Origin of the sequence: Clostridium tepidiprofundi DSM 19306, from assembly GCF_001594005.1 — a bacterium.
In the GTDB taxonomy this organism is placed as follows: Bacteria; Bacillota; Clostridia; order Clostridiales; family Clostridiaceae; genus Clostridium_AC; species Clostridium_AC tepidiprofundi.
In genome coordinates this window covers 31,543-57,280 of record NZ_LTBA01000009.1, presented here as the reverse complement: position 1 = coordinate 57,280, position 25,738 = coordinate 31,543, and the positions used below count along the sequence as shown (strand labels likewise).

Annotated in this window: 22 protein-coding genes; 2 read left to right on the top strand and 20 right to left on the bottom strand. The window is 29.2% G+C overall.

Going from position 1 to position 25,738, the window contains the following annotated elements:
• Positions 1–87: 87 nt before the first annotated feature.
• The gene (locus tag CLTEP_RS05885; RefSeq protein ID WP_066823998.1) at positions 88–5,496 is read right to left on the bottom strand and encodes a diguanylate cyclase; all 5,409 of its coding nucleotides are present in this window, start codon (positions 5,494–5,496) and stop codon (positions 88–90) included.
• A gap of 363 nt (positions 5,497–5,859) precedes the next feature.
• Positions 5,860–6,723 (bottom strand): methionyl aminopeptidase, encoded by an 864-nt coding sequence (locus CLTEP_RS05880; RefSeq protein ID WP_066824042.1) that lies wholly within the window; start codon positions 6,721–6,723, stop codon positions 5,860–5,862.
• Positions 6,724–7,074: 351 nt separating this feature from the next.
• Here CLTEP_RS05880 and CLTEP_RS05875 point away from each other — a divergent pair, with 351 nt between their 5' ends.
• Positions 7,075–7,311: an alpha/beta-type small acid-soluble spore protein gene (locus CLTEP_RS05875; RefSeq protein WP_066823996.1), complete on the top strand. Its 237-nt coding sequence runs from the start codon at positions 7,075–7,077 to the stop codon at positions 7,309–7,311.
• Between the two features lie 198 nt (positions 7,312–7,509).
• On the opposite strand, the gene CLTEP_RS05870 is transcribed toward CLTEP_RS05875, so the two are convergent.
• The 12 genes from CLTEP_RS05870 to CLTEP_RS05815 form a co-directional block, all read right to left on the bottom strand.
• On the bottom strand, positions 7,510–8,460 hold the full coding sequence (locus CLTEP_RS05870) for an acetyl-CoA carboxylase carboxyltransferase subunit alpha (RefSeq protein ID WP_066823993.1): 951 nt from the start codon (positions 8,458–8,460) through the stop codon (positions 7,510–7,512).
• Positions 8,461–8,471: 11 nt separating this feature from the next.
• Complete coding sequence (gene accD, locus CLTEP_RS05865; protein WP_066823990.1) at positions 8,472–9,335, bottom strand: acetyl-CoA carboxylase, carboxyltransferase subunit beta; 864 nt, start codon at positions 9,333–9,335, stop codon at positions 8,472–8,474.
• A gap of 15 nt (positions 9,336–9,350) precedes the next feature.
• Positions 9,351–10,694 carry an acetyl-CoA carboxylase biotin carboxylase subunit gene (locus CLTEP_RS05860; RefSeq protein ID WP_066823987.1) on the bottom strand — a complete coding sequence of 448 codons (1,344 nt, stop codon included), beginning with the start codon at positions 10,692–10,694 and terminating at the stop codon, positions 9,351–9,353.
• A 65-nt stretch (positions 10,695–10,759) separates the two neighbouring features.
• Positions 10,760–11,212: a 3-hydroxyacyl-ACP dehydratase FabZ gene (fabZ, locus tag CLTEP_RS05855; RefSeq protein ID WP_066823984.1), complete on the bottom strand. Its 453-nt coding sequence runs from the start codon at positions 11,210–11,212 to the stop codon at positions 10,760–10,762.
• A gap of 56 nt (positions 11,213–11,268) precedes the next feature.
• Positions 11,269–11,742: an acetyl-CoA carboxylase biotin carboxyl carrier protein gene (accB, locus tag CLTEP_RS05850; RefSeq protein ID WP_066823981.1), complete on the bottom strand. Its 474-nt coding sequence runs from the start codon at positions 11,740–11,742 to the stop codon at positions 11,269–11,271.
• Between the two features lie 2 nt (positions 11,743–11,744).
• On the bottom strand, positions 11,745–12,986 hold the full coding sequence (gene fabF / locus CLTEP_RS05845; protein WP_066823977.1) for a beta-ketoacyl-ACP synthase II: 1,242 nt from the start codon (positions 12,984–12,986) through the stop codon (positions 11,745–11,747).
• A gap of 133 nt (positions 12,987–13,119) precedes the next feature.
• A complete protein-coding gene (gene fabG / locus CLTEP_RS05840) occupies positions 13,120–13,860 on the bottom strand; it encodes a 3-oxoacyl-[acyl-carrier-protein] reductase (protein ID WP_201786597.1) in 741 nt (246 codons plus the stop codon).
• A gap of 14 nt (positions 13,861–13,874) precedes the next feature.
• The gene (gene fabD, locus CLTEP_RS05835) at positions 13,875–14,816 is read right to left on the bottom strand and encodes an ACP S-malonyltransferase (RefSeq protein WP_066824039.1); all 942 of its coding nucleotides are present in this window, start codon (positions 14,814–14,816) and stop codon (positions 13,875–13,877) included.
• A 20-nt stretch (positions 14,817–14,836) separates the two neighbouring features.
• Positions 14,837–15,772, bottom strand: coding sequence for an enoyl-[acyl-carrier-protein] reductase FabK (fabK, locus tag CLTEP_RS05830; RefSeq protein WP_066823971.1), 936 nt, complete (start codon positions 15,770–15,772; stop codon positions 14,837–14,839).
• Positions 15,773–15,856: 84 nt separating this feature from the next.
• Positions 15,857–16,087: an acyl carrier protein gene (gene acpP / locus CLTEP_RS05825; RefSeq protein ID WP_066823968.1), complete on the bottom strand. Its 231-nt coding sequence runs from the start codon at positions 16,085–16,087 to the stop codon at positions 15,857–15,859.
• A gap of 39 nt (positions 16,088–16,126) precedes the next feature.
• Positions 16,127–17,110 carry a beta-ketoacyl-ACP synthase III gene (locus tag CLTEP_RS05820; RefSeq protein ID WP_066823965.1) on the bottom strand — a complete coding sequence of 328 codons (984 nt, stop codon included), beginning with the start codon at positions 17,108–17,110 and terminating at the stop codon, positions 16,127–16,129.
• 20 nt (positions 17,111–17,130) lie between these two features.
• A complete protein-coding gene (locus tag CLTEP_RS05815) occupies positions 17,131–17,583 on the bottom strand; it encodes a MarR family winged helix-turn-helix transcriptional regulator (RefSeq protein WP_066823962.1) in 453 nt (150 codons plus the stop codon).
• A 225-nt stretch (positions 17,584–17,808) separates the two neighbouring features.
• On the opposite strand from CLTEP_RS05815, the gene CLTEP_RS05810 reads away from it, so the two are divergent.
• Positions 17,809–18,159, top strand: a complete 351-nt coding sequence (locus CLTEP_RS05810; RefSeq protein ID WP_066823959.1) for a hypothetical protein — start codon at positions 17,809–17,811, stop codon at positions 18,157–18,159.
• A 41-nt stretch (positions 18,160–18,200) separates the two neighbouring features.
• On the opposite strand, the gene CLTEP_RS05805 is transcribed toward CLTEP_RS05810, so the two are convergent.
• The 6 genes from CLTEP_RS05805 to CLTEP_RS05780 form a co-directional block, all read right to left on the bottom strand.
• On the bottom strand, positions 18,201–18,722 hold the full coding sequence (locus CLTEP_RS05805) for a ferritin-like domain-containing protein (protein ID WP_066823956.1): 522 nt from the start codon (positions 18,720–18,722) through the stop codon (positions 18,201–18,203).
• Between the two features lie 73 nt (positions 18,723–18,795).
• Positions 18,796–20,502, bottom strand: a complete 1,707-nt coding sequence (locus CLTEP_RS05800; protein ID WP_066823953.1) for an ABC-ATPase domain-containing protein — start codon at positions 20,500–20,502, stop codon at positions 18,796–18,798.
• Positions 20,503–20,528: 26 nt separating this feature from the next.
• Entirely contained in the window at positions 20,529–22,994 is a 2,466-nt protein-coding gene (locus CLTEP_RS05795; protein WP_066823950.1) for an ABC transporter permease, read from the bottom strand.
• 16 nt (positions 22,995–23,010) lie between these two features.
• Positions 23,011–23,673, bottom strand: coding sequence for an ABC transporter ATP-binding protein (locus CLTEP_RS05790; RefSeq protein ID WP_066823949.1), 663 nt, complete (start codon positions 23,671–23,673; stop codon positions 23,011–23,013).
• A gap of 62 nt (positions 23,674–23,735) precedes the next feature.
• A complete protein-coding gene (locus CLTEP_RS05785) occupies positions 23,736–24,992 on the bottom strand; it encodes a sensor histidine kinase (protein ID WP_066823948.1) in 1,257 nt (418 codons plus the stop codon).
• Between the two features lies 1 nt (position 24,993).
• The gene (locus tag CLTEP_RS05780) at positions 24,994–25,686 is read right to left on the bottom strand and encodes a response regulator transcription factor (protein WP_066823947.1); all 693 of its coding nucleotides are present in this window, start codon (positions 25,684–25,686) and stop codon (positions 24,994–24,996) included.
• Between the last annotated feature and the right edge of the window lie 52 nt (positions 25,687–25,738).

Below are 25,738 nucleotides of genomic sequence, written 5' to 3'. Positions count from 1 at the left end.
TTTACTTCAGTTGGAATAGAGCCTCCACTTGAAGTCCCTATGTTTTTCTTTAGCAAAACATATTCACCTTCACCAATACCTTATCAATTAAATAATCGGTATAGCAAGCTCAGAGAGTATATTAACAAAATTAAAATCACCAAAATTGAATTCCTTTTGAGCTGTAGATACGCATAGATATACCACCCCAAGCACTGTTTTATTTTGGGTAATTGGCACACAGATCACTGAATTCCAGTCGGGCACACCTGTAATATTGTTATATTTAGTTATATTATCCCAATCAATTAGATAAGTTCCTTCTTTTTTTGATATAACAAAATTAATAATATTTTCATTATAATTTATATTTTCTACGTACTTTGACTTAAATATTTCTCTGCAATATTTTTTTTCTATTCTTCCGTTTTTAACAATTGCTAACATTCCCTTTTCCGCCTCTGTAGTTTCAATAATCCTCCCCAAAAATTTAAATATTTTCTCATCTTTACTAAGTTCTTCATCAATTAAATTAACCAATTCAATCATAGTAAGTACATTTCTTTGATCTTGAACCGAATTTCCAGTAATAATTCCTGAAAGCTTATTACTTCTCTTTATAGTATCTTTAAACTCATCGCTCCATACTCTATATTGATTTTTACCATTTTCTTTAGCAACATATAATGCCTGATCAACTTTTTCAATAAGCTCGTTACCCCATTGGGCATGTCTAGGATAGTTCACCAACCCCATGCTAATCGTGATTTCCCTTTTATCACCTAATAATCTCGAATTATGGACATTACTTCTTAACTTTTCAGCAACAATTTCTGCATCATCAATATCAGTATTAGGAAGTATCACTATAAATTCTTCCCCTCCATATCTTCCTAATATATCAGATTTTCTAATACTCTTTTTAACTATTTCACATATTTTAGAGAGAACAAAATCTCCTGTCTGATGACCAAAATTATCATTTATACTTTTAAAATCATCTAAATCAAACATTATCATAGAAAACTTTCCGCCATAATTATTAGCTTTTTCTAATACTTCTTTTATATTTAACTCCAAATATTTTCTAGTCAAAGTACCAGTTAATTTATCAATAGATGCATCTGTTTTTATTTTGATTTTATCAAGTATTACGCCTACTAATTTACTTACAATCAAACACTCTTTAAGCGTAGTATATGTAAAATTATTTAAACTTCTGTTAGACTCCATGTAAATATATCCTTGAATAATTTCTCTATCAAACATATTCTTTCTTCTATTATCTTCAAAGCAATCATCATATACATCATTTATTATAATAGGCAAACACATAACTGCACTCATATCCTTAGGAAGTATACCTACTTCATATAAACTATTATAAAATTTAGAAACCATCAAAACATTCGAAGTATCCTTAACTTTATTTATTATTTTAAGTTTATCTTTATCAAGTACTGTATTTGCACTAGTTGAGGCAATTACATTAAATTCATCATTTTCATCCAATATTATCAAACTTGTACTCGCTAATGTCATATAAGCCATATATTTATTTATCATATTAATATTACTAACATCATTATTATTCAAATATATTAATACGTCGTTAATGTCCCTAACATCATCATAAAAAGATAAATTATATAATTTTCTAGCAAAACAAATAATTTTTTCATCATTTATGACATCATTGTAGTCAACAAATGAAAATAATTCATTAATATCTCCTAAAGAAGTTATCCCCTTATTACAAACATCCAAATAACTACAATTATTGATATAATTTTTTGCATTTATAAATTTATTAAATGGTTCTGAAATACATTTAAATTTAGCAAAATTAACTCTATAATTCTCAGGAATAGATAATAATAAACTTTTAGCTACATGACATGCTTCAAAATAATAAATTAGTGCATAGTAATATCTACTTCTTCTAAAATAATAATCTCCCATATCAACATATATGTTCCAACAAATACACTTATCATCTTTACTCATGTCTAATGCATTTATCAATAATTCTAATTTTTTTAATTCATTTTTTTCAAATAATGACTTTAAAAATAATCGTTTAGCTTTTATACATTTTTGTTTTATATCACAATCTAATTTTTCAGCATAATTAAAAATTTTATATAATAAATCATTTTTTTTATTTTTATATAGATGAATACACACCTCATATATAATTTCTAACCTATTCTCAATATTTGAATATCTACCTAATATATCTTTAAACTCTACAATGATATTATCATCTATATTTTCCTGACCATCTAAAATATTAATTATAAACAATAATAATTCAGCTTTAGTTTTTAGTATAGACTTCTCATACTTATATATATTTAAAGCTTTTCCAATACTTTCCTTTGCTATTTTTATATCACCAAATTTCAAATGCAACTCTGCTTCCATTATTCTATATTCGCCAGAAAATCTTATCTTATCTATTTGTTCATCCATTTCATCACTGCTTATCTGATAATATTTGAACGCCTTATCAAATTTATTAATTCTTAAATATGTATTTGCAATAACTACATAGGCATTAAACAAGTATCCTTTAAAATTATTTTTTTCACACACATCAATAACATTTTCCAAATATTCTATTACCATTTTATAATTCGTTTTATTAAAATATATTGATGCAATGTTTGTTTTTACTTTAGTTTCCCATAATATAAAATTATTATCAATACATATTTTAAGTATTTTGTAATAATATTTTAATGCCTCATCAAAATTTTGATAAAAATCGCCATATATTACTCCAATGTTATTCGATGCAATTATAACTCCTTTTATTTGCTTAACAACTTCAAAATTTATAATACTAGCCTTAAAACACATTATAGCTTTATCTGTTTCAGAATTCTGTAAATAAATATTACCAAGAATATTATAAAGTCTACCTTTAAGTTCATAACATTTATTTCCGCATAATTTTAAAGATTTCTCACATAATTCTTCACCTTTTTTATATTCTTGATTGATTAAATAAACATATGCTTGTAAATAACTCCATTCTATATATCCTTCTATACATTTTACATTTCGTAATAATTTTTCCACTTCTTTTATTATATCTTTCATTATATCAAATTTATTTCTATCCATATATATTTTTGCAATTTTATTCATAGCATAAATTTGATATATTTTATTACCTACATTTATAGAAATATCTATCAAATTTCTGAAATATGTCATTGCTAAATCATATTCTGAATTTTCAAAATATATATTAGCTATTAAATACACTATATCTATTTTATTTTGCTCTACCGACTCCTTATCATACATTGACAATGCTTTTTCCAAATTTTTTAAGGCATCACTTGTATTTTTAAATTTTAACATTTTTTGAGAATTTTTTACGCAATAGTCAATTATTTTTTGTTTTTGATATGACCGCTCTAAATGATATATCAATTCCTGTAAGTATTCTTCCCTACCATCCTTATACTGGTTTTCAAGTATAGCAGCAGCTAATTTATGGTTTTTATTCCTATCCTCTATGCAAATCTTATTATATATTGCATTTTTTAAAATCATATTGTAATAATCATATGCAAATCCTTTATCCTCAATATGTTTACATAAAACTCCTTTAGTCATTAAACATTCAACTGTTTTTTCAATTTTTTCTTTATCTGCATCTATAAATTCTTTTATTATGTTTATAGAAACAGGTTTGTTGAATATGGAAATTATTGATAAAATTTTATATGAAAACTCATCAGTTTCTTTTATTTGAACTAATACCGCTTGCTCAATATTTATTGGTATAGGCAACTCTTCATTTTTATAATCTGTAAACCACTGACCCGTTTTTTTATCAATATAAATAATTTTTTTTGTGAATAAATTCTTTATAATTTCCTTAACAAACAGCGGATTACCACGTGTTTTGGCATAAATACTTTCCGTGAATTTCATTGGTTCTTTAGGCATATTTAAAATGTTCTGAATCATCTTTGATGTTTGACCAATATTCAATCCCTCTAACAAGATTCTTTTTGAATTTGATTTTTGAAAAATCTCATTCATAAATCTGATAAATTCTTTATTTAATAAACATTCACCATCACAATATGATACAACAAATAAAAAATTACCCAAATCATGAAACAATAGATATTTAAAAAAATCAATGGTAAATTCATCTGCTAAATGAAAATTATCTATTATAAAAACAACTTTTCTATTGCAAATTACTTCATTTACAAATCCAGAACTCCTGTTTATCAATCTAAGCTTTTCTTTATTTCCATCTAACGGTTTTGATGGGATGACATTTCTTCTTTTGCTCAATTCAGGAATAAATTTGATTAATTCTGAATCATATTTACTCAAATTTATATTATTACTCTCAATAATAATCTTCTTTAAAATTTCAATAAAAGCTTTATTCGTACCTTTATTTACCATATTAAGACCATACGACGAATAAATATTAGCACCATCTAATCTTAAAGTATATTCAATATTCTTCAATAATTTAGTCTTTCCTATACCCATTTCACCATGTATAAATATAAAACTACTAGATATTGCACCATTTTTTATCATATCATACGTTTTTATTACTTCCGATTTTTCATATTCTCTTCCTATTAACTCAAAATTAAATGTAAGTCTCTCTATTTCATTCCTTTTATAATATTTATATTGTTTATTAAATGTTTTGTTTATTTCTTCTATAACTTGTCCAATATTTTCAAATTGTCTATCTGATGGCTCTTTAACCATATTTCTTATTATTTTTAATATATTTAAATCAAATTCATTATCACAATGGTATAACGCAAACTCATCTATCTTTTCTATCAATTCATCATATGCATATGTCTCTTCAAATCTATTATTTTTTTTGCATAAAAGATAAAACATAGATTCGCCTAAAAGATACATATCTGTACTATTACTAGCCATATTATTATACAAAATCGATGATTTGCTAGAATATTTAATATTTCCTTTTCCCTGAGAATAAAAATATTTTTCCAATTCAATCGAAGCCATATCTTTTAACATAACTCTTTTTGTACCATTATCCTTTATAATTAATATATTGTCAGTATTTATACTATTATAAAACATACCTCTCAAATGAAGATAATTAATTGCATAACAAATTTGAACAAAAAATTCTAAAATATTCTCATTATCCTCTATATTTACAACGTCTATAAGTTTTTCGCTTTTTTCAAAATATTCAGAAGTATAAAAATATTGTTTCTTCTCTAGTGCTTTGCTGTCAATGAATTTTACTAATCCAAAATCATATACTCTAATTATATTAGAACTAATTATATTGCTCAACTTAATAAAAGACTCCACATAAAAATTTATTAATTTTTCTGGAATGTATTCAGAATTTAAAATATCAATTTTTACCCTTTTGCTATTTTTTAGTACATCTGATACAAGAAAAGATGATTTGACTTTACTATGAGATAATTTTCTTATTATTCTATATCTATTATTAATAATCTTCACTATATCACTTCCAAAATTTAATATTATTTTAAATTACCTCAATACACATGATTTTAAAAAATATAATTTATTCATACTCGTTTTAATTATACCAAATTTTTTGTGTAAAATATAGTGATAAAATTTAAATATTGTATATTTTGAGGGTTAATTTCAATGTAAAATATTCTTTATTTTACATAATTATTATATAAATAACATAACAAATTTATCGATTTTACAAAACTCCCACTTCTATAAGTGGAAGTTTGAAGCTTTTGCTTCAGGTGGAGTAGAGTCTCCACCTGAAGTCTCGATATTTTGCTTTAGCAAAACGAATTTACTGGATAAAAAAAATGCCCCTAAGGACATTTTTTGCACTCATTAAGTTAATATATCATATCCGTTTTCAGTAACTAAAATCGTGTGTTCCCATTGTGCAGACAAACTTCCATCAATTGTTACAGCAGTCCAATCATCTTCAAGAACCTTAGTTTCTGGTCTACCAATATTTATCATTGGTTCTATTGTAAACACCATTCCTGGCAACAACACCATTCCTTCTCCTCTTTTTCCTACATGTGCCACAAAAGGTTCTTCATGAAATTTTACTCCTACTCCATGTCCTCCATACTCATATACAACGGAATATCCCTTGAATTCAGCAAAGCTTTGAATTGCATATCCAATATCTCCTACCGTATTGAAGGGCTTAACCTGCTCAATACCCTTCTCCATTGCTATTTTCGTATCATTAACAAGATTAATAGCCTCTTCTGAAGCCTCTCCAATAATATACATTCTGCTTGCATCTGCATAGTAACCATCTAATATTGACGTTACATCAACATTTATTATATCTCCTTCTTTTAATACGGTATCATCAGGAATACCATGACAAACAACATTATTTATTGATGTACATACACTCTTAGGAAATCCTCCATATCCTAATGGTGCTGGATACGCACCATGTTCAATGGTAAATTCATGTACCCATGTATTTATTTCATCCGTAGTAACACCAGCTTTTATTCTTTCACCTACTAAATCTAATGCTCCTTTTGTCACTTCCCCACTTTTTCTAATACCCTCAATCTGTTCTTTTGTTTTTATTATATCTCTCGGAATTTTGAAACCTAATTCATTTCCTAATTTCCTTAAATATTCATCCTGTTCCATATGACATTTTTTATATTTTTTTCCACTACCACACCAACATAAATCATTTCTAGATAATTTCTTCATCATTTCTAGCTTAACAATACCACCATAGATATTTAAGCTAATATTCACCTCCATATTAAATATATATTGCTTTAATATGCAATATCATTACAATAGTTCACAAATAACTTAGCACATCAATTTGTGATACTGAATTAATCAAAATAACTATCATAATATTTATTCATTACATAATTAAACATATTTACTTTTACTCTTACTTTTACTTTATACCAAGTATTATATCACTTAATACAACAATATTATAGGTCTTGAATATTATTCATTTTATTCTAACAAGAATTTATCCGTATTCTATTTTATTTTATGTAAAAAATAAATATATAGATTATTTAAGAAAGGAGAATTTTTATGTCTAACAAACCTGTAGTACCCGAGGCAAAAGAAAAACTAAATAAATTTAAAATGGAGGTAGCTCGCGAACTAAATATGGAAAGTCAAACAAAGGAATACTCAAAAAATAAAGAATACAAAGGAAATATTCCGTCAAAAATAGTTGGTAAAATGGCAGGAGCCGGAAATTTAGGTGGCCAAATGGTCAAAGAAATGATAGCTTCAGTAGAAAAAAAGATGGCAAATAAAAAATAGTATTTGCATAACATATTGTATAAATTTTCTTCTATATACCCTATATATGGTATATAATTCTAATTTTTTTTTATATTTTTTTAACAAAATAAAGGATATATCTATAAAATATAGAATATATATAAATAGATATAGTTCCATAAATTTTTAGACATACAGTAATAATGGATCTCTCTCACTGTATGTCTTTTTTTTAACTTACTCAACTACTTTACCCATTTTCCTAAATTTTTCATATCTTTTTTCTACAACCAATTCAATAGGTTCATTAATAAGTCTCTTTATTGCTTCTTGCAAACTTATTTTAATATTTTTAGCCATTTCATCTGGATTTTTATGTGCTCCACCAATTGGTTCTTTTATTATTTTGTCTATTATACCGTAATTATAAAGATCTTGAGCAGTTATTTTCATGTATTCTGCTGCTTCAGCTGCTTTTGATGCATCTTTAAATAATATGCTTGCAAATCCTTCAGGAGATAGTATTGAATATACGGAATGTTCGAGCATCCATATTTCATCCCCAACAGCCAAAGCAAGTGCCCCACCGCTACCACCTTCTCCAATAACAATAGAAATGATAGGTGTTTTCAAAGATGACATTTCCATAAGATTTCTAGCAATCGCTTCACCCTGTCCTCTTTCTTCTGCACCAATACCCGGGAAAGCACCTGGAGTATCTACAAAACATATAATAGGTCTTTTAAATTTTTCTGCTTGTTTCATCATTCTTAAAGCTTTCCTATATCCTTCAGGATGAGGCATGCCAAAATTTCTTTTTATATTTTCATTAGTATCTCTTCCTTTTTGTTGTGCAACTATTGTAACTGGTATACCTTTAAAACTCCCTATTCCACACAAAATAGAAGTATCATCAGCATAGCTTCTATCACCATGAAGTTCAATGAAAGAATCAAATATTCTTTTTATATAATCAAGTGCAGTTGGCCTCTCTAGTAACCTTGATATTTTGACTTTATCCCATGCACTTAAATTCTTATATGCTTCTTTTTCCATATCGTTAAGCTTAATCTCTAGTTTTTTAATTTCATCAGATAAATCAATATTCTGTTCAATTGAAATTTTCTTCAATTCTTCTATCTTTTCTTTTAAATTTTCAAGATTTTTCTCAAAATCCAAAGCAACCATATCTTTCACTCCTATTTATGCAGACTTAATAAAATAGCTAAAACATTCTTCATATCTTTTCTGTCAACTATCTTGTCTATAAATCCTTTTTTAAGCAAAAATTCTGCACTTTGAAACTCTTTTGGAAGTTCCTGTTTAATAGTCTGCTGTATTACTCTCTTGCCTGCAAATCCTATAAGTGCACCTGGCTCTGAAATAATTATATCACCTAACATAGCAAAACTAGCAGTAACCCCTCCAGTTGTCGGGTCTGTAAGTACTGTAATATATAACAATCCAGCTTTATCATGCCTTGAAATAGCTGCACTCACCTTTGCCATCTGCATAAGAGAGAACATTCCCTCCTGCATTCTTGCTCCACCAGAAGCAGTAAAAATCACTATGGGTAATTTTTCTTCTGTCGCTTTTTCAACAGCTCTTGTTATCTTTTCACCCACTACTGAACCCATACTTCCCATCATAAATGAAGGATCCATAACAGCAATAATAACATCATTTCCCTTTATCTTACCTTTTCCTGTAATAACAGCTTCATTTAACTTAGTTTTATTCTTTAACTTATTTACCTTCTCATCATATCCTGGATAATCCAATGGATTAGTTGAAGTCATATATTTATCAAATTCTTCAAAACTTCCTTCATCAACAGTAATTTTTATTCTTTCCCATGCACCTATTCTAAAATGCTTATTGCATTCCTTACATGTCATCATATTATTTTCTATATCTTTTCTATAAAATATCTTTTTACATCTATCACACTTTATCCACATTCCACTTGGTATATTAGGTTTACTTAATTCGTTTATTTCAGGTGCATTATTCCTATTAACAGTTATATATCTATTCTTTTTAAAAATATTAGACAACTTCACGGTATATCACCTCTATTATAGTCCAAATTCTTTATTGATGAACCCTGTATCAATATCAGAACTTAGAAATTTATCATTATTTAAAATATTGTAGTGAAACTCAATATTAGTTTTTACACCTTCAACGATAAACTCACCCAATGCTCTTCTCATTCTATTAATAGCTTCATTACGTGTTTTGCCATATACAATCAATTTTGCAAGCATAGAATCATAATTTGGTGGAATCTTATATCCCTGATAAATTGCACCATCCAATCTTACACCCAATCCTCCTGGCATATGCACAAGTTCTATAGTTCCCGGTGATGGCATAAAGCCTCTAGCAGGATCTTCTGCATTAATTCTACATTCAATTGCATGGCCTTGTATTTTTATATCATCTTGTGATATTTCTAACTTTTCTCCACTTGCTATTTTTATCTGCTCCTTTACTAAATCAATACCTGTAACCATTTCAGTAATAGGATGTTCTACTTGTATTCTAGTATTCATTTCCATAAAATAGAAATTAAAATCTTTATCCAACAGAAACTCTATTGTACCAGCATTTTTATAGTTTACTGCTCTTGCTGCCCTAACAGCCGCATTTCCCATATTTCTTCTTAATTCCTCTGTCATAATAGGGCATGGAGCTTCTTCAAGTATTTTCTGATTTCTTCTCTGTATAGAACAATCTCTCTCTCCTAAGTACACAGTATTTCCATAATTATCCGCAAGTATTTGAAATTCTACGTGTCTAGGATTTTCAATAAATTTTTCTATATACATATCATCATCACCAAAAGCAATCTTTGCTTCTGATTTTGCAGTTCTAAACTCATTTATAAAATCTTCTCTATTTCTAACAATTCTGATTCCTCTTCCTCCACCACCTGCTGATGCTTTTATCATAACAGGATATCCAATATCATCTGCAATTTTAAGTCCATCAATTTCATCCTTAACAACACCTTCTGACCCTCTAATAATAGGAACACCTGCATTAGCCATTATTTTTCTAGCATTTGATTTATTACCCATTTTATCAATTACTTCAGCATCAGGACCTATAAAAACAATATTGCACTCCTTACACATCTCTGCAAATTTACTGTTCTCTGATAAAAAACCAAATCCAGGGTGAATTGCTTCTGCACCCGTAAGCACAGCTGCACTTATTATATTCTTTTCATTAAGATAGCTATCCTTAGGTTTTGGTGAACCAATACACACAGCCTCATCTGCAAGGTCAGTATGTATAGCGTCCCTATCTGCTTCTGAGTAAACTGCTACAGTTTGAATTCCCATTTCACGACATGCTCTTATTATTCTAACTGCAATTTCACCCCTATTAGCAATTAATATCTTCTTGAACATATACTATATCGTCAAATTGCAGCTTAAACACTCTACTTGCCACAATTTGACTCCCTCCCATCAAATTATTCTTTTCCTACCGCAAACATTAATTCAGCAGATACCGCTTTTTCTCCATTAACTGTTGCAATTGCTTTTCCTATACCAGCTGGACCTTTCATTTTTATTATTTCAACTTCCATTCTTATAGTATCCCCTGGTACAACCTTTCTCCTAAACTTTGCCTTATTAATTCCTCCAAAGTAAGCAATTCTACCTTTAAATTCTTCCATACTAAGTAATGCAACTGCACCAACTTGTGCTAACGCCTCTATCATTATTACTCCAGGAACTACAGGCTCATCTGGAAAATGTCCTTGAAAAAAATATTCATTCATTGTTATATTTTTATATCCTACTGCCCTTTTACCTGGTTCCAATTCTTCAATCCTATCAACAAACAAAAAAGGGTATCTATGAGGAATTATTTCCATAATTTCTTTAATATCTAAACTTATTTTTTCAACACCATTATTCATATATCTACTCCTATCTAATCTTTTTTTGTTGGATAGCAATACAAGAATACCAGTTGCTAGCTCTTTGTGTTTATCTTAAATATCGGCTGACCATACTCAACCATATCTTCATTTTCAACTAGTATTTCAACAATTTCACCATTTACTTCACTTGTGATTTCATTCATGAGCTTCATAGCTTCAATTATGCAAAGAGTATCTCCCACATTAACTTTAGAACCCACTTTCACAAATGGCTCTTTCCCTGGTGCAGATGATTCATAAAAAGTTCCTACAATTGGTGATTTAACTATTTCAATATTCTTATCATCAACAACTATTTCATTTTCCTTTGGTATACTTGTTGATGCATCATCGCTCACATTCTCAATTTTTTCATCTTGTTTAATAAATTCAACTTCATTATTGCTTTTTCTCTTGTTCTCATCTTTGCACATCTTAATACGAACACCATCTGATTCTATTTCAAGTGTTGTAACATTAGATTGACTCAATGTTTTTATTAATTCCTGAATAGCCTTATAATCCATAATTATTTACCTTCCCACTTTCTAAATAATAATGTTGCATTATGACCTCCAAATCCAAGAGAATTTGATAATGCATATTTAATATCAACATCTCTACCTTCATTCATTACATAATCCAAATCACAACCCTCATCTGGTTCCCTTAATCCAACTGTTGCATGAACAAATCCTTCCTGTAATGATTTTGCACACACTATAGCTTCTACTGCCCCAGTTGCACCAAGAAGATGTCCTGTCATTGATTTAGTAGAATTCACAGGTATTTCATAAGCATGCTTACCAAGAACTGTCTTAATTGCTTCTGTTTCATATTTATCGTTGTAATACGTACTTGTTCCATGTGCATTAATATATGATACATCTTCTGGTTGTATGCCACCCTCTTGAATAGCCAATTTCATAGCTCTTGCACCACCTTCACCACCTGGTGCAGGTGCAGTTATATGGTGAGCATCACAAGTTTCACCATAGCCAATAATTTCTGCATATATTTTAGCTCCTCTAGCTAGTGCATTGTCTAATGATTCTAAAATGAGTATTCCTGCACCCTCACCCATAACAAAGCCATCTCTATCTTTATCAAAAGGTATGGATGCTCTCTTTGGATCTTCACTTTTGCTCAATGCAGTAAGGCTCGTAAATCCTGCAACAGCTAATGGTGTTACAGCTGCTTCCGCTCCCCCTGTTATCATGATGTCAGCTAAACCATATTTAATTGCTCTATATGCATCTCCTACTGCATTTGTTCCTGTCGCACATGCAGTAACAACAGCTGTACAAATTCCCTTTGCACCATACTTAATAGCTACATTTCCTGAAGCCATATTACCAATAAGCATAGGTATCATAAAAGGCGAAACTCTATTCGGCCCCTTATTTAAAAGCTTTTCATGCTCCTTTTCCATAGTGCTTAATCCACCGATTCCTGAACCAATAATTACTCCAAATCTTTCCTTGTTGACACTATCAATATCTAATTTAGAATCCTCAACTGCCTCTTTAGCCGCAACCATAGCAAGCTGACAGTATCTATCCATTCTCCTTGCTTCCCTCTTATCAAGCGCAACCTCTGGATTAAAATCTTTAACTTCTCCAGCTACTTTCACCTTAAAATTTGAAGCATCAAATGCTGATATATTATCTATACCACATTTCCCTTCTCTTATTCCATTCCAAAATTCTTCTATATTGTTACCTATAGGAGAAACTACTCCTATTCCTGTTATCACAACTCTATTACTCATAAAAATTCCCCTTCTATTCTATGTTATATTTATCATGTTTATCAATTTTGCAAAATTCTCACTATCTATAAATCATTTAAAAAAATAACAAATTAAATACACTACTGAATAGTTATTTTTCAATATGCCTTACCTACATTACCATTCCACCATCTACATTGATAACTTGACCTGTTATATATGCTGCATCATCAGATGCTAAAAATGCTGCTAAATTTGCTACATCTTCAGGCTTGCCTAGCCTTTTTAAAGGAATGATTGATTCCATATTCTTTTTTACTTTTTCAGGTAGAACTTCAGTCATATCTGTTACTATATATCCAGGTGCTATTGCGTTTACTGTAATTCCCCTTGAAGCAAGTTCCTTTGCTGTTGACTTTGTCATTCCTATTATTCCCGCCTTTGCCGCAGAATAATTCACTTGACCCGCATTTCCACAAATACCTATAACAGAAGAAATATTAATTATTTTACCATTTCTCTGTTTCATCATTATTGGTGTAACGTGTCTTATACAATTAAATGCACCTTTTAAATTTACATTAATCACCTTATCAAAATCATCTTCTTTCATCCTTAAAAGCAATCCATCTTTAGTTATACCTGCATTATTTACGAGTATATCTATTTTCCCAAATTCCTCTACTGCTCTATCAATTATAAATTTAGCATCTTCAAAATTAGAAACATCTCCTTGAACAATTAATGCCTTACCACCCAATTCTTCTATTTCAGTTTTGACCTTTTCTACTGCTTCAACACTATTTCTATAATTAACTACTATGTTTGCTCCAAGTTTGGCAAATTTTAATGCTATCGCTCTTCCTATACCTCTACTGGCACCTGTGACAATCACTACTTTATCCTTAAACACAATTTCACACTCCTTTATTCTCTACCTTTCAGCCCTTCTACTGTCTTTTCTAAAGATTTAATATCTTCAACATTAAATACAGTAAGCTTTCTATCAACTTTTTTAACAAATCCGCTCAATACTTTTCCTGGACCTATTTCGATAAATGTATCAACTCCATCATTAACCATGTTTCTTATTATTTTTTCCCAAAGTACAGCACTCATAACCTGTTTCTTTAAAATTTCTTTGATATCATTCTTATTTTCTATATAAGTACCTGTAACATTTGTCATAACAGGTATATTTAAATCACTAATATCTATATATTTTAGTTCGTTCTCAAGTTTTTCAGCTGCTGGTTTTAACATTTCTGTATGGAATGGTGCACTTAAATTTAACATTATAGCTCTTTTTGCACCTAGTTCTTTAGCTATTTCACAAGCATTCTCAACAGCTTTTATTTCTCCTGCTATAACAATCTGTTTGGGACAATTAAAGTTTGCAACTTTTACAAAACCATATATTTCTGCTCTTCTACATGCCTCTACTACACTATCTGCTTCTAATCCAATGATAGCCGCCATTGTCCCTACCCCTTCAGGTACAGCCTCTTGCATAAATTTACCTCTTTTTTTAACAAGCTTTACTGCATCACTAAATGTTAATGCTCCACTGCATACTAAAGCAGAATATTCTCCAAGGCTTAAACCTGCTGTAATATCACACTTAATTCCGCGTTCTTCAATCGCTTTGAGTGCAGCTATACTTGTTGTAAGAATAGCTGGTTGAGTATTTTCAGTCAAATTAAGTTCTTCTTCGCTGCCTTCAAAGCATAAATTGCTTATTGGCATATTAAGTTCTCTATCTGCAATATCAAATACTTCCTTTGAACTATCTATATTATCATAAAGTTCTTTTCCCATGCCTACATATTGAGCACCCTGTCCGGAAAAAATAAATGCTATTTTCCCCATAGTATTCAACTCCATTCCAATCATTTTTTAAATTTCTCTATATTTTCATATGCCTCTTTAAACATTTGTTCAATAATTTCTTTGCATGTCTGTTTTTTATTCACAAGTCCAGCGATTTGTCCCGCCATTACTGACCCCATATCTATATCTCCATCTTTTACTGCTCTTCTTAATGCACCTGTACCCAATTCATTAAATTTTTCCAATGAAAAGCCTTCTTTTTCTAATTTTTGCATCCTTCTTGTAAGCTTATTTCTAATAACTCTAACTGGATGTCCCGTAGGTCTTCCTGTAACTATAGTATCTATATCCTTAGCTTTTATAATTTTTTCCTTGTATTTATCATGTACTGTACATTCCTCTGCAACTAAAAATCTAGTACCAACCTGTACTCCACTTGCACCTAGCATAAATGCAGCCGAAATACCTCTACCATCTCCAACCCCTCCAGCAGCTATAACTGGAATATTGACAGCATCAACTACTTGAGGAACTAAAGCCATTGTAGTAAGTTCTCCAACGTGACCTCCAGATTCACATCCTTCAGCAACAATAGCATCAACTCCAGCTCTTTCCATTCTTTTTGCAAGTGCAACAGACGCAACAACAGGAATAACCTTAATATCATGCTCTTTCCACATATCAATATATTTACCTGGATTTCCTGCACCAGTCGTAACAACCTTTACTCCGAGTTCGCAAACCAATTTTGCAACCTCATCTGCATTTTCACTCAAAAGCATTATATTTACTCCAAAAGGTTTATCTGTCAATTGTTTAGCCTTAATTATCTCTTCTCGTACCATATCAACCGGTGCTGTACCCGCAGCAATAATACCTAATCCTCCTGCATTTGAAACTGCTGATGCAAGACTGCTGTCAGCAATCCATGCCATTGCACCCTGAATTATTGGATACTCTATATTTAATAATTCACACATTTCCGACTTAAACATGTTTCTCTCTCCTTCACATTCTCTTGAAAATTCTTAAAAATGGCATACAAAAATCTTGTATACCACGCATTTCATATCAAGTATCTATTTTGTTCTTCTTTCGATATAATCAACAATTTCCTTAACAGTTTTAATACCTTCTATATCTTCATTAGGTATTTCAATGCCAAACTCATCTTCTAAAGACATTACTATTTCAAATATTTCCAATGAATCTACTCCTAAATCATCAATTAAATTTGCCTCTAATTTTACCTCTTCTTCATCTACTCCTAATTGATCAACTATTATGTTTTTTACTTTTTCAAGAATCATTTTAAATTCCTCCTGTAAATTTAATTAATATCTATATTTCTACTCTATTGCCCACTCAATAAGTGCACTACCCCAAGTCAAACCTCCACCAAAGCCAGCAATAATTACTTTATCACCTTTATTAAGCATACCATCTTTTACAATATCATCTAATGCTATCCCTATGCTAGCACTAGATGTATTTCCGAACTTATCCATGTCCATATAAAATTTTTTAACATCTGCATTTAACCTTTTAGCCGCAAATTCGATAATTCTAGAATTCGCTTGATGACATACAACATACTTTATATCATCCATTGATAGATTATTTTCATCAAGAATTTGCCTTATACTGTCGCTAATTATGTTAACAGCAAATTTAAAAATTTCCTTACCATTCATTCTTATTTTATTATCGTATTCTTTATCATCATTAACAAAAATATTTTCCAATTTTAAAGCTGAACAAGTAAGATACTTTCCCTTACTACCATCTGCTCCAATATGTACGCTCTTTATTCCGTCAATGTCTTCACTCTCTGCAATAACTAGAGCTGAAGCTCCATCTCCAAAGAGCACACATGTATTTCTATCAGTCCAATCCACTATCTTTGATAATACTTCTGAACCAATCACTAGTACTTTTTTAAATTGACCAGAACATATAAAATTCTTTCCTATGTTTAATCCATATATAAGTCCTGAACATGCAGCTGTCAAATCAAATGCAGCAGCATTTACTGCTCCTATTTGTTCCTGAACTCTACATGCCATACATGGAATCAACGAATCCGGAGAAGTTGTAGCAACAATAATCAAATCAATTTCCTCAGCAGATATTCCTGCATTATATAATGCATTTTTAGCAGCTTCCACAGCTAAATCCGTTGTATCCTCACCAGTAGTGATTCTTCTTTCCTTCATTCCCGTTCTTGTACTTATCCATTCATCATTTGTTTCAACTATGGTACTTAAATATTCATTCGTTACAACATTATCTGGAAGGTATTTACCAACCCCAATAATCTTAGCATAACCCATATCATAATGCCTTCTTTCTTTTAATCTTTCAAATTGTATTTCTGTTTTAGGTAATTGTTTAATTTCTCCAAAGAATTAATCAATATAGCTTCCTCTGTCTCATTCAATCCCTCTATTGTGTATTTAATCATATCAGAATGAAATTTTTCGTGCAGTCTATATGCAAGTTTACCTTTTCTTGTTAGACTAACCATAACAACTCTTCTGTCTTTTTCACTTCTCTCTCTTACAGCATACCCTTTTCTAACCAAATTATTAATAGCTATCGTTAATGTACCAACTGTAATATTTAAATCCTGTGCAATTTCGGACATAGTCCTGCTTTTGTACATTCCAATCGCTTCAATGGTATGTATCTCTGTAATAGATATATCTTTAAATTTTCCATCTTTTAATGTGTTTTGTTCAATAATTAATATATCATTGAACAATTCTATTAATAATTCATTTAATACACTAACACTTTTAGTCATTTAATTCACCACTTAAACAGTATTTATTTTGATAATCAATTATTTTGATAATCAAAGTATACAATATTAAAAAATTTTTGTCAATATTTTTCAATATAACTCATAGTCTTCTCAAAATATCGAAAAATATTAATTACAAAAATATTATTAGAACTATTAAAATTTTCTGTTAATTTGTGATATAATTATATAGTCAATGAAGTATATGCTATAGGAGGTAATCATATGAAAAAAAACCATTCAACATTATTTCTTTTTATTTGTTTTATTTTAATATTAATTGGAATATTTGAGTACATTAATTATAAAAATGTCATTATCACTGATGTTTCTTCTGGTCCTGGTAAAGCTATTTATGATTTTGTTAAGCAAAGAGATGGACAATCTGCTGCCGAAAAAATAAAAATCAAAAACACCAAAAAATTCTATGATGGATATGGATATAGATTTGATATATACAGATACACAGCATATACAGGAAGAAATGAAATAATATACTTTTTCCTAGAAAAAGATTCTAACAATAACTGGTTCGTGTCATCTGTCCAACCTAAATATTCATCAAAATCCACTTGAGCGAATACAAATTAAGGCGAGTAGATTACTCGCCCAGAATTTTAAATATTAAATTTTTCTATAGCACCATAATTATCTCTATCGTATTTCATAAGCATTGCTGTTAATTCCTCAACATGTTTTTTTTCATCACCAACAATATGCCTGTAAACTTCTCTAACTCTCAATTCAGGTATTTCCACCATCTGCTGCTCATATAGTATAATAGCTTCAAGTTCACCTTTTATGTCAGTTCTTAAAAGGTTAAGTATGCATTCTTTACTATCAATTTTATAACAATGTACTTTTTCTTTTTCAATACAGGTACCATGCTCTTTTACTTTGATGAATTTATTCATTTCTTGCATATCATACATTCTTATAATTTCTAAAAACATACCATAATGTCTTTTTTCTTCTCTCATTATATGCCGCCACAAATCGTTTATTTCCTCCACATTTGACTTTGATATGTGATCTCTGTACTCGTTTATAGCAACGAGCTCTCCAATAGCAGACTCCCTAACTTTATTAAGCCAATAATATGCTCTACCTTGTGGTATGCCTTTTGTTGTATAACTCATATAACTCCCTCATCAATAAATTAATACACTATTATTTTATTCATTTATTGATATTTTGTACCATTATTTTGAATTACTTAATATGCAAATTCCTAAATCTATTTAAAGTTGCTGCTATTTCAAATTTTCTTGGTAATGCCATATTCCCTGGGTGTCCTTTATAACTTGAAACCACTTCTAAACCATTTTTCTTAATTAAAGAATAAACTTCATTAACAATTTCACTCATATTTTTCTTATTATCTACTATATTGTTCATAATATAATAAATAATATTAGCAATGCACTTTGTTTGACTACTATGTACTAGCTGTTCAACATAATTCAATTCAATAGAATCTTTATTGTATATAATTGTGTTCAATCCTCTAGTTTTTAATTTTACTCCTTTATACTCTTTAGAAAAACTTGATTTTAGAACCACACGGCTGTTATTAATTGAATAGCTATCATCATTGCTATCATGTACCATTTCGTACGTATTATTAGCTATCTTTTTTGCTATGTCTGTAACATCCTTAGGTATATACTCATCCATCATTATAACAGTATCAGCCTTATTAAAATACTCTCCAGAACTACCTACAACTACAATAGTAGAAATATTATTTTTATTGTACAAGCTCCTTACCCTATCAATAAAGGGAGTAATAGGCTCTTTATCTCTGTTAACCAATCTCTGCATTTTTTTATCTCTTATCATAAAATTTGTAGCACTTGTATCTTCATCAATAAGCAATACTTTTGAGTTTATCTCTATTGCTTCCATTATATTTGCAGCCTGTGAGGTGCTTCCACTGGCATTCTCAGTACAAAACTTATATGTATCCTTGCCATTTGGTAGATTAGTTATAAATGGTGTAATATTAACTTTTTCAATTCTTCTTCCATCTTCCGCTCTTATTTTAACAGCTGTTTCTTCAGTAATTACAAACTCACGCCCATCCCCTTCTATATGATTATATACACCCAATTCCAATGCTTTAAGCAGTGTAGATTTACCATGATATCCTCCACCTACTATTAATGTAACGCCTTCTGGTATTGCCATTCCTATGATTTCTCCTCTATTAGGTAAGTCAAAACTCTTTTTAAGCGATTCAGGTGACTTAAAAGGTATACTTCCCTTTTTCATAGGTTTATCTGATACTCCACTTTCTCTAGGCAATATTGCTCCATCTGCTATAAATGCAATCAATTTTTTTTGTTTTAATTGCTCTCTTATGAACACTTGATCTTCAATTAACTGAATATGCTTAATCAATGCTTTTTTGTTTATATTGTTATAAAATAAAGTTTTTTCAATTATACTAGGTAAAACAGTCAATAACATATCTTCTGCTCTATCAGCCAATATTCTTCTCCCTGACGCAGGAAGACCTATTTCTAACCTAACTTCCACTTTTTCCTTATTTATAAAAATTGATGTTCTATCCAAAATCTCTTGACCACACACATCTATGCTTATCAATCCACTTTTCCCAGAACCACTGATTCTGTTATAATATTTTATTAAATTACTATAAAATAAACGTGTTAAATGATCTACAACTGCTATTTTTTTATGCTCCTTATCAAATAATTCATACGGAAATCCTGCATATTTTTGTTTTATAATAACTCTAATTCTCGAAGGTGACGCAAAAGGATCCCCCTGAACATAATCTATACTGAGAATATACTTATCAAACTCATACATTCCTTGAATATCTTTATATGCTTTATACCCTTTACCATTTATTCTTTTTAATTCATTTAATAAATCAAACTTGTTTTTCATGCTTTCTTCACTCCATAAACAAAATATTATCTATCATTTCTTATTACATCAACTACTCTAACTTTATGAAAATTAATTAACGGTATAATAGACGATAATATACTCAATGAAACACACCCTATACATGCATAGACAATTGATTTTAACCATATACTCCACGGCACATACGGAAAATACTTGCTCATAAATATAAACACAATCTTTGAAAAAATAACCCCCATTACAGTTCCCCAAAACGAACTAAAAACTCCATATATAATCCCTTCCATAATTACTGTTTTCCTCAGTTGTCCTTTTGTCATACCATACGTCCTAAACAACGCAAATTCCTTAATTCTTAAAGTCATATTTATATTTACTGTATTCATAATACTGAATATACCAACTCCAATAATAATTGTCATTAAACTCAAAAATAAAATATTTATTTGTCTTTTATAGCCTTCGTATTTTTTTATTTCTTCTCTAAAAGAAACAACAGAACCATCAGTGATATTATGAGCAATGCTATTAAAATTATTGCTAAGTACTTCCAGTGTTTGCTTATCCGCATCATCAATAATATCTATATTAAATTGACTATATGTTTTAGCTCCTATAAATTTACTATAAATATTTTCATGAACAACAAAACTCGGCCCATTGCTTTCACCAAGTATTCTTATAGGAAGATATGAAACAATAGCTCCTATCTTGCACTTTAATTTTTTGTCATTGTTTAGTATAACAATATCATCTCCAACTTTTAAATCTAAATCATTCGAATAATCATCTTTAACCATTATAACAATATTGCTATTTTTCATGTTATCTATATTAATATAGCCACTAATAATATCATCTTTTGCTAACTTTAATGTTTCATTAGTGTATCCATAAAGATTACCCTTAAACAATGTATATTGATTATGTCTATTAATTCTTTTATACTCAAATGTATTTACTTCACTTTCTCCCTTGAAGTTATTGCTTACTTTTACTTTTACATAAATAGTATCCATATGGGTTCTATATATCTTTTCTACACCTTTTAGCGAAGCTATTTTAGAATAATCATTCATCAAATACCCTGTATTTTCAAATCCTTTTATAATATAATCAGAAACATTATATTTTCTTGCAATTTCAATTGGATTAAAACTATAGCAAACAGAACTTATCATAATAAATAACATAATTGCAGAACTTAAAGATACTATTGTCAAAATTGCTCTTCTTCTATTTCTCCACACATTTCTATATGCAATTTTCGTATTTATTCCAAATAAATTCATAACGCTATTTTTTATAGTTTTTTCATCATAATATTTGTGTTCTTCAATGCACATATTAAGTTTCAACAAATCGGCTATTGAATATGATCTTATCTTTATAATGGGTATAATTATTGCAAGCATTATTGAAACAAAACTAGCTACTACACTTATACCTATAAATCTTCCATCTATTTTTACACATGATATACCGTTTTGAAAATGTAATAATTTAACTACCAATAATTTTGATATCTCTGTACCTACTAATACTCCAAATGGTATGCTCATCATAGATAGAATTAATATCTCAATTAAGAAAATCCGCCTAATTTGCTTATATGTCATACCAATAGAATAAAGCAATCCAATTTTTCTAAAAGTACCTATGTCTGAAATATTAAAAATATTAAGCATTAATCCTGAAGCAACAAGTATAGCAATTAAACACACTATTAAATGTGTATTTTTGTATACATCCACATTTACCTTATTTATTAGCTCAGTATTGTAATAAATATCTTTTTTACTAATATTTAAATCATTCTTTATTTCATCAATAGCATTATATATAGATAAATTATCTTTAATTCTTACATATATATCATAATTTATATCTGCAAGATTAAAATTATCAATTGAATCCGCTGATACCAAACCGAGTGTATTTATTGTCACCTTTTCTTGAGGCCTATCTTTTAATATCCCTACCAATTTGTAATAAATAGACATTTCTCTCTCTGATATGCCTCCATATTGAGTAACATACTTCTGTTTTGGAAAGAACAAACATACAATCTGATCCAATTTTTCATCTAAACATAATCGCTTTACTACAGACTCCTCTAAAACAATCTCATTTTCATTTTTAGGTAATCTGCCCTTTATTATTTGTGCATTAAGCATTTTTAATGCATTCTCATCATAATAACCTATATCAACAAAAATCATATTTTGAGTTAGTTGAGAAGTTACAAGTTCTTTTTTTATACCAATTTCATCAACATTTATATGATTTTTTAATACATTTATTTTGTTAACGTTAATATTTCTAATTTCTACGTGATAATCACCACTTACTTTCTTTGCTTGCTCTATTTGACTATTCTTTATATTTATAACTATAAAAAATATAGCTGTTATAAGCAATGATGATAAAAAAATACTACAACATTTTAGTAATGTTCTTTTATTTTCTCTTACTATGAATTTCAGCATTATGCATAAATAATTATCCATTTTACCATCACCTTTTTTAGATAACCTGTCCATCTATAATGTTTATAATTCTATCAGCACGTTTTGCAATATACTGATCATGTGTTATCATAATCAATGTCTGATGATATCTTTTAACGGTAAGTTGAAGTAAGTCTAATACATTTTCACTATTTTTAGTATCTAAATTACCAGTTGGTTCATCCGCTAAAATAATCAATGGTTTTGACATTAACGCCCTTGCTATTGATGTTCTTTGCTTTTGTCCTCCTGACAATGTATTAGGAAGACTATTGCATTTTTCACTTATTCCAAGCAAATTAACGATTTCATCAAAATATTTTCTATCCCAATGTTTATTATCAAGCAATAATGGAAGCAGTATATTTTCTTCAACTGTAAGTGAAGGTATGAGATCGCAAAACTGAAAAATAAATCCTACATTTCTTCTCCTGAAAATAGATAGTTCTTCTTCTTTAAGTAAATATATATCTTCATCATCTATAAAAACATTTCCTGATGTGGACTTGTCCAATCCACCTATCATATGAAGCAATGTACTCTTGCCCGAACCGCTTGGTCCCATTATAGCTACAAATTCTCCAGCTTCAACCGAAATATTAACATTTTTAATTGCCTCTACTTTTGCTGCACCTTTTCCATATATCTTAGTTAAATTACAAGTCCTTAATATATTCATATTTTCACTCCAAAACATCAATATTTATACAAAGTCTCAATGTTTTACTTTAAAAAACTAGTTCACTCCATTGGTAATATAAACTTAAATGTACTGCCTTCACCTAAAAAACTATTTACCTCAATAACTCCATTATGCTTTTCAATTATTAATTTAGTTAAAGACAATCCAACTCCACTTCCATTTTGTGACATAGTTTTACTATTCTTTCCCTGATAAAATCTACTAAATATATGTGGTAAATCTTCTTTCGATATACCTATACCTGTATCTTCAATAATTATTCTTATTATGCCTTCTTTCTTCTCTGCTGAAATAGTTATTGTTCCGTAATTTGGAGTATACACTACTGCATTATTAATCACATTTCTAATAGCCTCACCCATCCATTTTTTATCGAATTTTAAGTAAAGTGGCTTATCTAGCCCATTAGTAATAACTTGAATGTTTTTCATTTTTATCTTCATATTTAGTGACATTATTTCTTCTTTAATAGCTTCACACAAATCACTCTCTTCCTTGTTTAGTTCAATTACACCAGTCTCCAATCTTGCCATTTTCAATAATGTGTGTATGAGCCACTCCATTCTATCTATCTGAACTAAACTTTTCCCCAAGAATTCACGTCTAACATCTGTCTGTTCATCTGCACCATCTAATAGTAATTCATTAAACATCTTCAAAGATGTAAGAGGAGTTTTTAATTGATGTGAAATGTCAGATATCATATTTTTCAACAGTTTCTTCTCTTCTCGTAATTCCTCTAGTGTCAATTGCAAACATTTTGACATTCTATTAAATTCAAAATTTAACTTTGATAGTTCTCCCTCTTTTTCCTTAAACAATTTGACTTTGAAATTTCCATCTACTATCTTTTCAGTTGATATACACAAATAACTCAACTTATCATATAATACTTTGAAGTTTTTATAAAGAATTATGTATAAAGCCGCTATAATGGCTATAAAAAAAATAATATTATATGCAATATTCATCTTATAATAATCATAAATAATAGGAGCGATGTTTAATTTTATGTTGGGTTTATAACCATATTTAGACGCAATAGATTTTCCCAATTCTATGTACCTATCATCCGCATCATTTAATATTGATTCCATGATATCACTCTCTAATTCTGGGTTCTTACTCACAGCTTTTCCTATATAGCATAAATTTTTCATTATTATTTTTCTATTAAGACCTGTCCAAGTAAAATACATACTCAATATATAAATAAAATTAATACCTATAAAAATAATACTCGCACTAATAAAAATGTTTTTAAATTCTGGATTTTTTATAACTGAATTCTTCATGTTAACTACACCTCTTGTTCCATTTATATCCTATTCCTCTAACTGTAGTTATGTACTGTGGATGTGAAGCATCATCCTCAATTTTTTCTCTAAGTCTTCTAATATATACTGAAAGTGTATTATCATCAACGAATTCACCATTTAAATCCCACAATTTTTCTAAAATATTATTTCTACTCAATATTCTCATAGGATTATTCAAAAACATATCGATTAACTTATATTCCATTGTAGTTAACATAATTTCTTTTCCATTTTTAATTAATTTTCTTTCAAAAGAATAAAACACTAAGTCATTACATTTTATAGAATTTGTATGCATTTTGTTTATCTTTTCACTTCTTCTTAAAATAGCTTTAATTCTCGATATCAATTCCCTTACTCTAAATGGCTTTGTTATATAATCATCTGCCCCAATATCTAACCCAAGTACAACATTTACCTCTTCATCACATGCCGTTAAAAATATAATCGCTATATCAGATTCTTTCCTTATTTCTTTACAAAATTCAAAACCATTTCCATCAGGAAGCATTACATCTAACAAAATCAAATCGTTTTTTGTAGAATAAAAATAACTTTTACCTTCTGATAGTGTTCTCGCTAAATTAACTTCAAATCCTTCTTTCTGAAGTGCAAATTGTAATCCCCTACCTAATGATTCATCATCTTCAACAACAAGAATTTTATACATTTTTTACCCTCCCCACTAGGCAAAATAATTTATATAAAATTATTAAATTAGA

What these genes read in the sequence shown, in the direction of transcription:
- CLTEP_RS05880 (WP_066824042.1), bottom strand. Translation starts at nt 6,723, where the DNA reads ATGAAGAAATTATCTAGAAATGATTTATGTTGGTGTGGTAGTGGAAAA.
- CLTEP_RS05875 (WP_066823996.1), top strand. Translation starts at nt 7,075, where the DNA reads ATGTCTAACAAACCTGTAGTACCCGAGGCAAAAGAAAAACTAAATAAA.
- CLTEP_RS05870 (WP_066823993.1), bottom strand. Translation starts at nt 8,460, where the DNA reads ATGGTTGCTTTGGATTTTGAGAAAAATCTTGAAAATTTAAAAGAAAAG.
- CLTEP_RS05860 (WP_066823987.1), bottom strand. Translation starts at nt 10,694, where the DNA reads ATGTTCAAGAAGATATTAATTGCTAATAGGGGTGAAATTGCAGTTAGA.
- fabZ (WP_066823984.1), bottom strand. Translation starts at nt 11,212, where the DNA reads ATGAATAATGGTGTTGAAAAAATAAGTTTAGATATTAAAGAAATTATG.
- accB (WP_066823981.1), bottom strand. Translation starts at nt 11,742, where the DNA reads ATGGATTATAAGGCTATTCAGGAATTAATAAAAACATTGAGTCAATCT.
- fabF (WP_066823977.1), bottom strand. Translation starts at nt 12,986, where the DNA reads ATGAGTAATAGAGTTGTGATAACAGGAATAGGAGTAGTTTCTCCTATA.
- fabD (WP_066824039.1), bottom strand. Translation starts at nt 14,816, where the DNA reads ATGGGGAAAATAGCATTTATTTTTTCCGGACAGGGTGCTCAATATGTA.
- fabK (WP_066823971.1), bottom strand. Translation starts at nt 15,772, where the DNA reads ATGTTTAAGTCGGAAATGTGTGAATTATTAAATATAGAGTATCCAATA.
- acpP (WP_066823968.1), bottom strand. Translation starts at nt 16,087, where the DNA reads ATGATTCTTGAAAAAGTAAAAAACATAATAGTTGATCAATTAGGAGTA.
- CLTEP_RS05820 (WP_066823965.1), bottom strand. Translation starts at nt 17,110, where the DNA reads ATGGGTTATGCTAAGATTATTGGGGTTGGTAAATACCTTCCAGATAAT.
- CLTEP_RS05815 (WP_066823962.1), bottom strand. Translation starts at nt 17,583, where the DNA reads ATGACTAAAAGTGTTAGTGTATTAAATGAATTATTAATAGAATTGTTC.
- CLTEP_RS05810 (WP_066823959.1), top strand. Translation starts at nt 17,809, where the DNA reads ATGAAAAAAAACCATTCAACATTATTTCTTTTTATTTGTTTTATTTTA.
- CLTEP_RS05805 (WP_066823956.1), bottom strand. Translation starts at nt 18,722, where the DNA reads ATGAGTTATACAACAAAAGGCATACCACAAGGTAGAGCATATTATTGG.
- CLTEP_RS05800 (WP_066823953.1), bottom strand. Translation starts at nt 20,502, where the DNA reads ATGAAAAACAAGTTTGATTTATTAAATGAATTAAAAAGAATAAATGGT.
- CLTEP_RS05795 (WP_066823950.1), bottom strand. Translation starts at nt 22,994, where the DNA reads ATGGATAATTATTTATGCATAATGCTGAAATTCATAGTAAGAGAAAAT.
- CLTEP_RS05790 (WP_066823949.1), bottom strand. Translation starts at nt 23,673, where the DNA reads ATGAATATATTAAGGACTTGTAATTTAACTAAGATATATGGAAAAGGT.
- CLTEP_RS05785 (WP_066823948.1), bottom strand. Translation starts at nt 24,992, where the DNA reads ATGAAGAATTCAGTTATAAAAAATCCAGAATTTAAAAACATTTTTATT.
- CLTEP_RS05780 (WP_066823947.1), bottom strand. Translation starts at nt 25,686, where the DNA reads ATGTATAAAATTCTTGTTGTTGAAGATGATGAATCATTAGGTAGGGGA.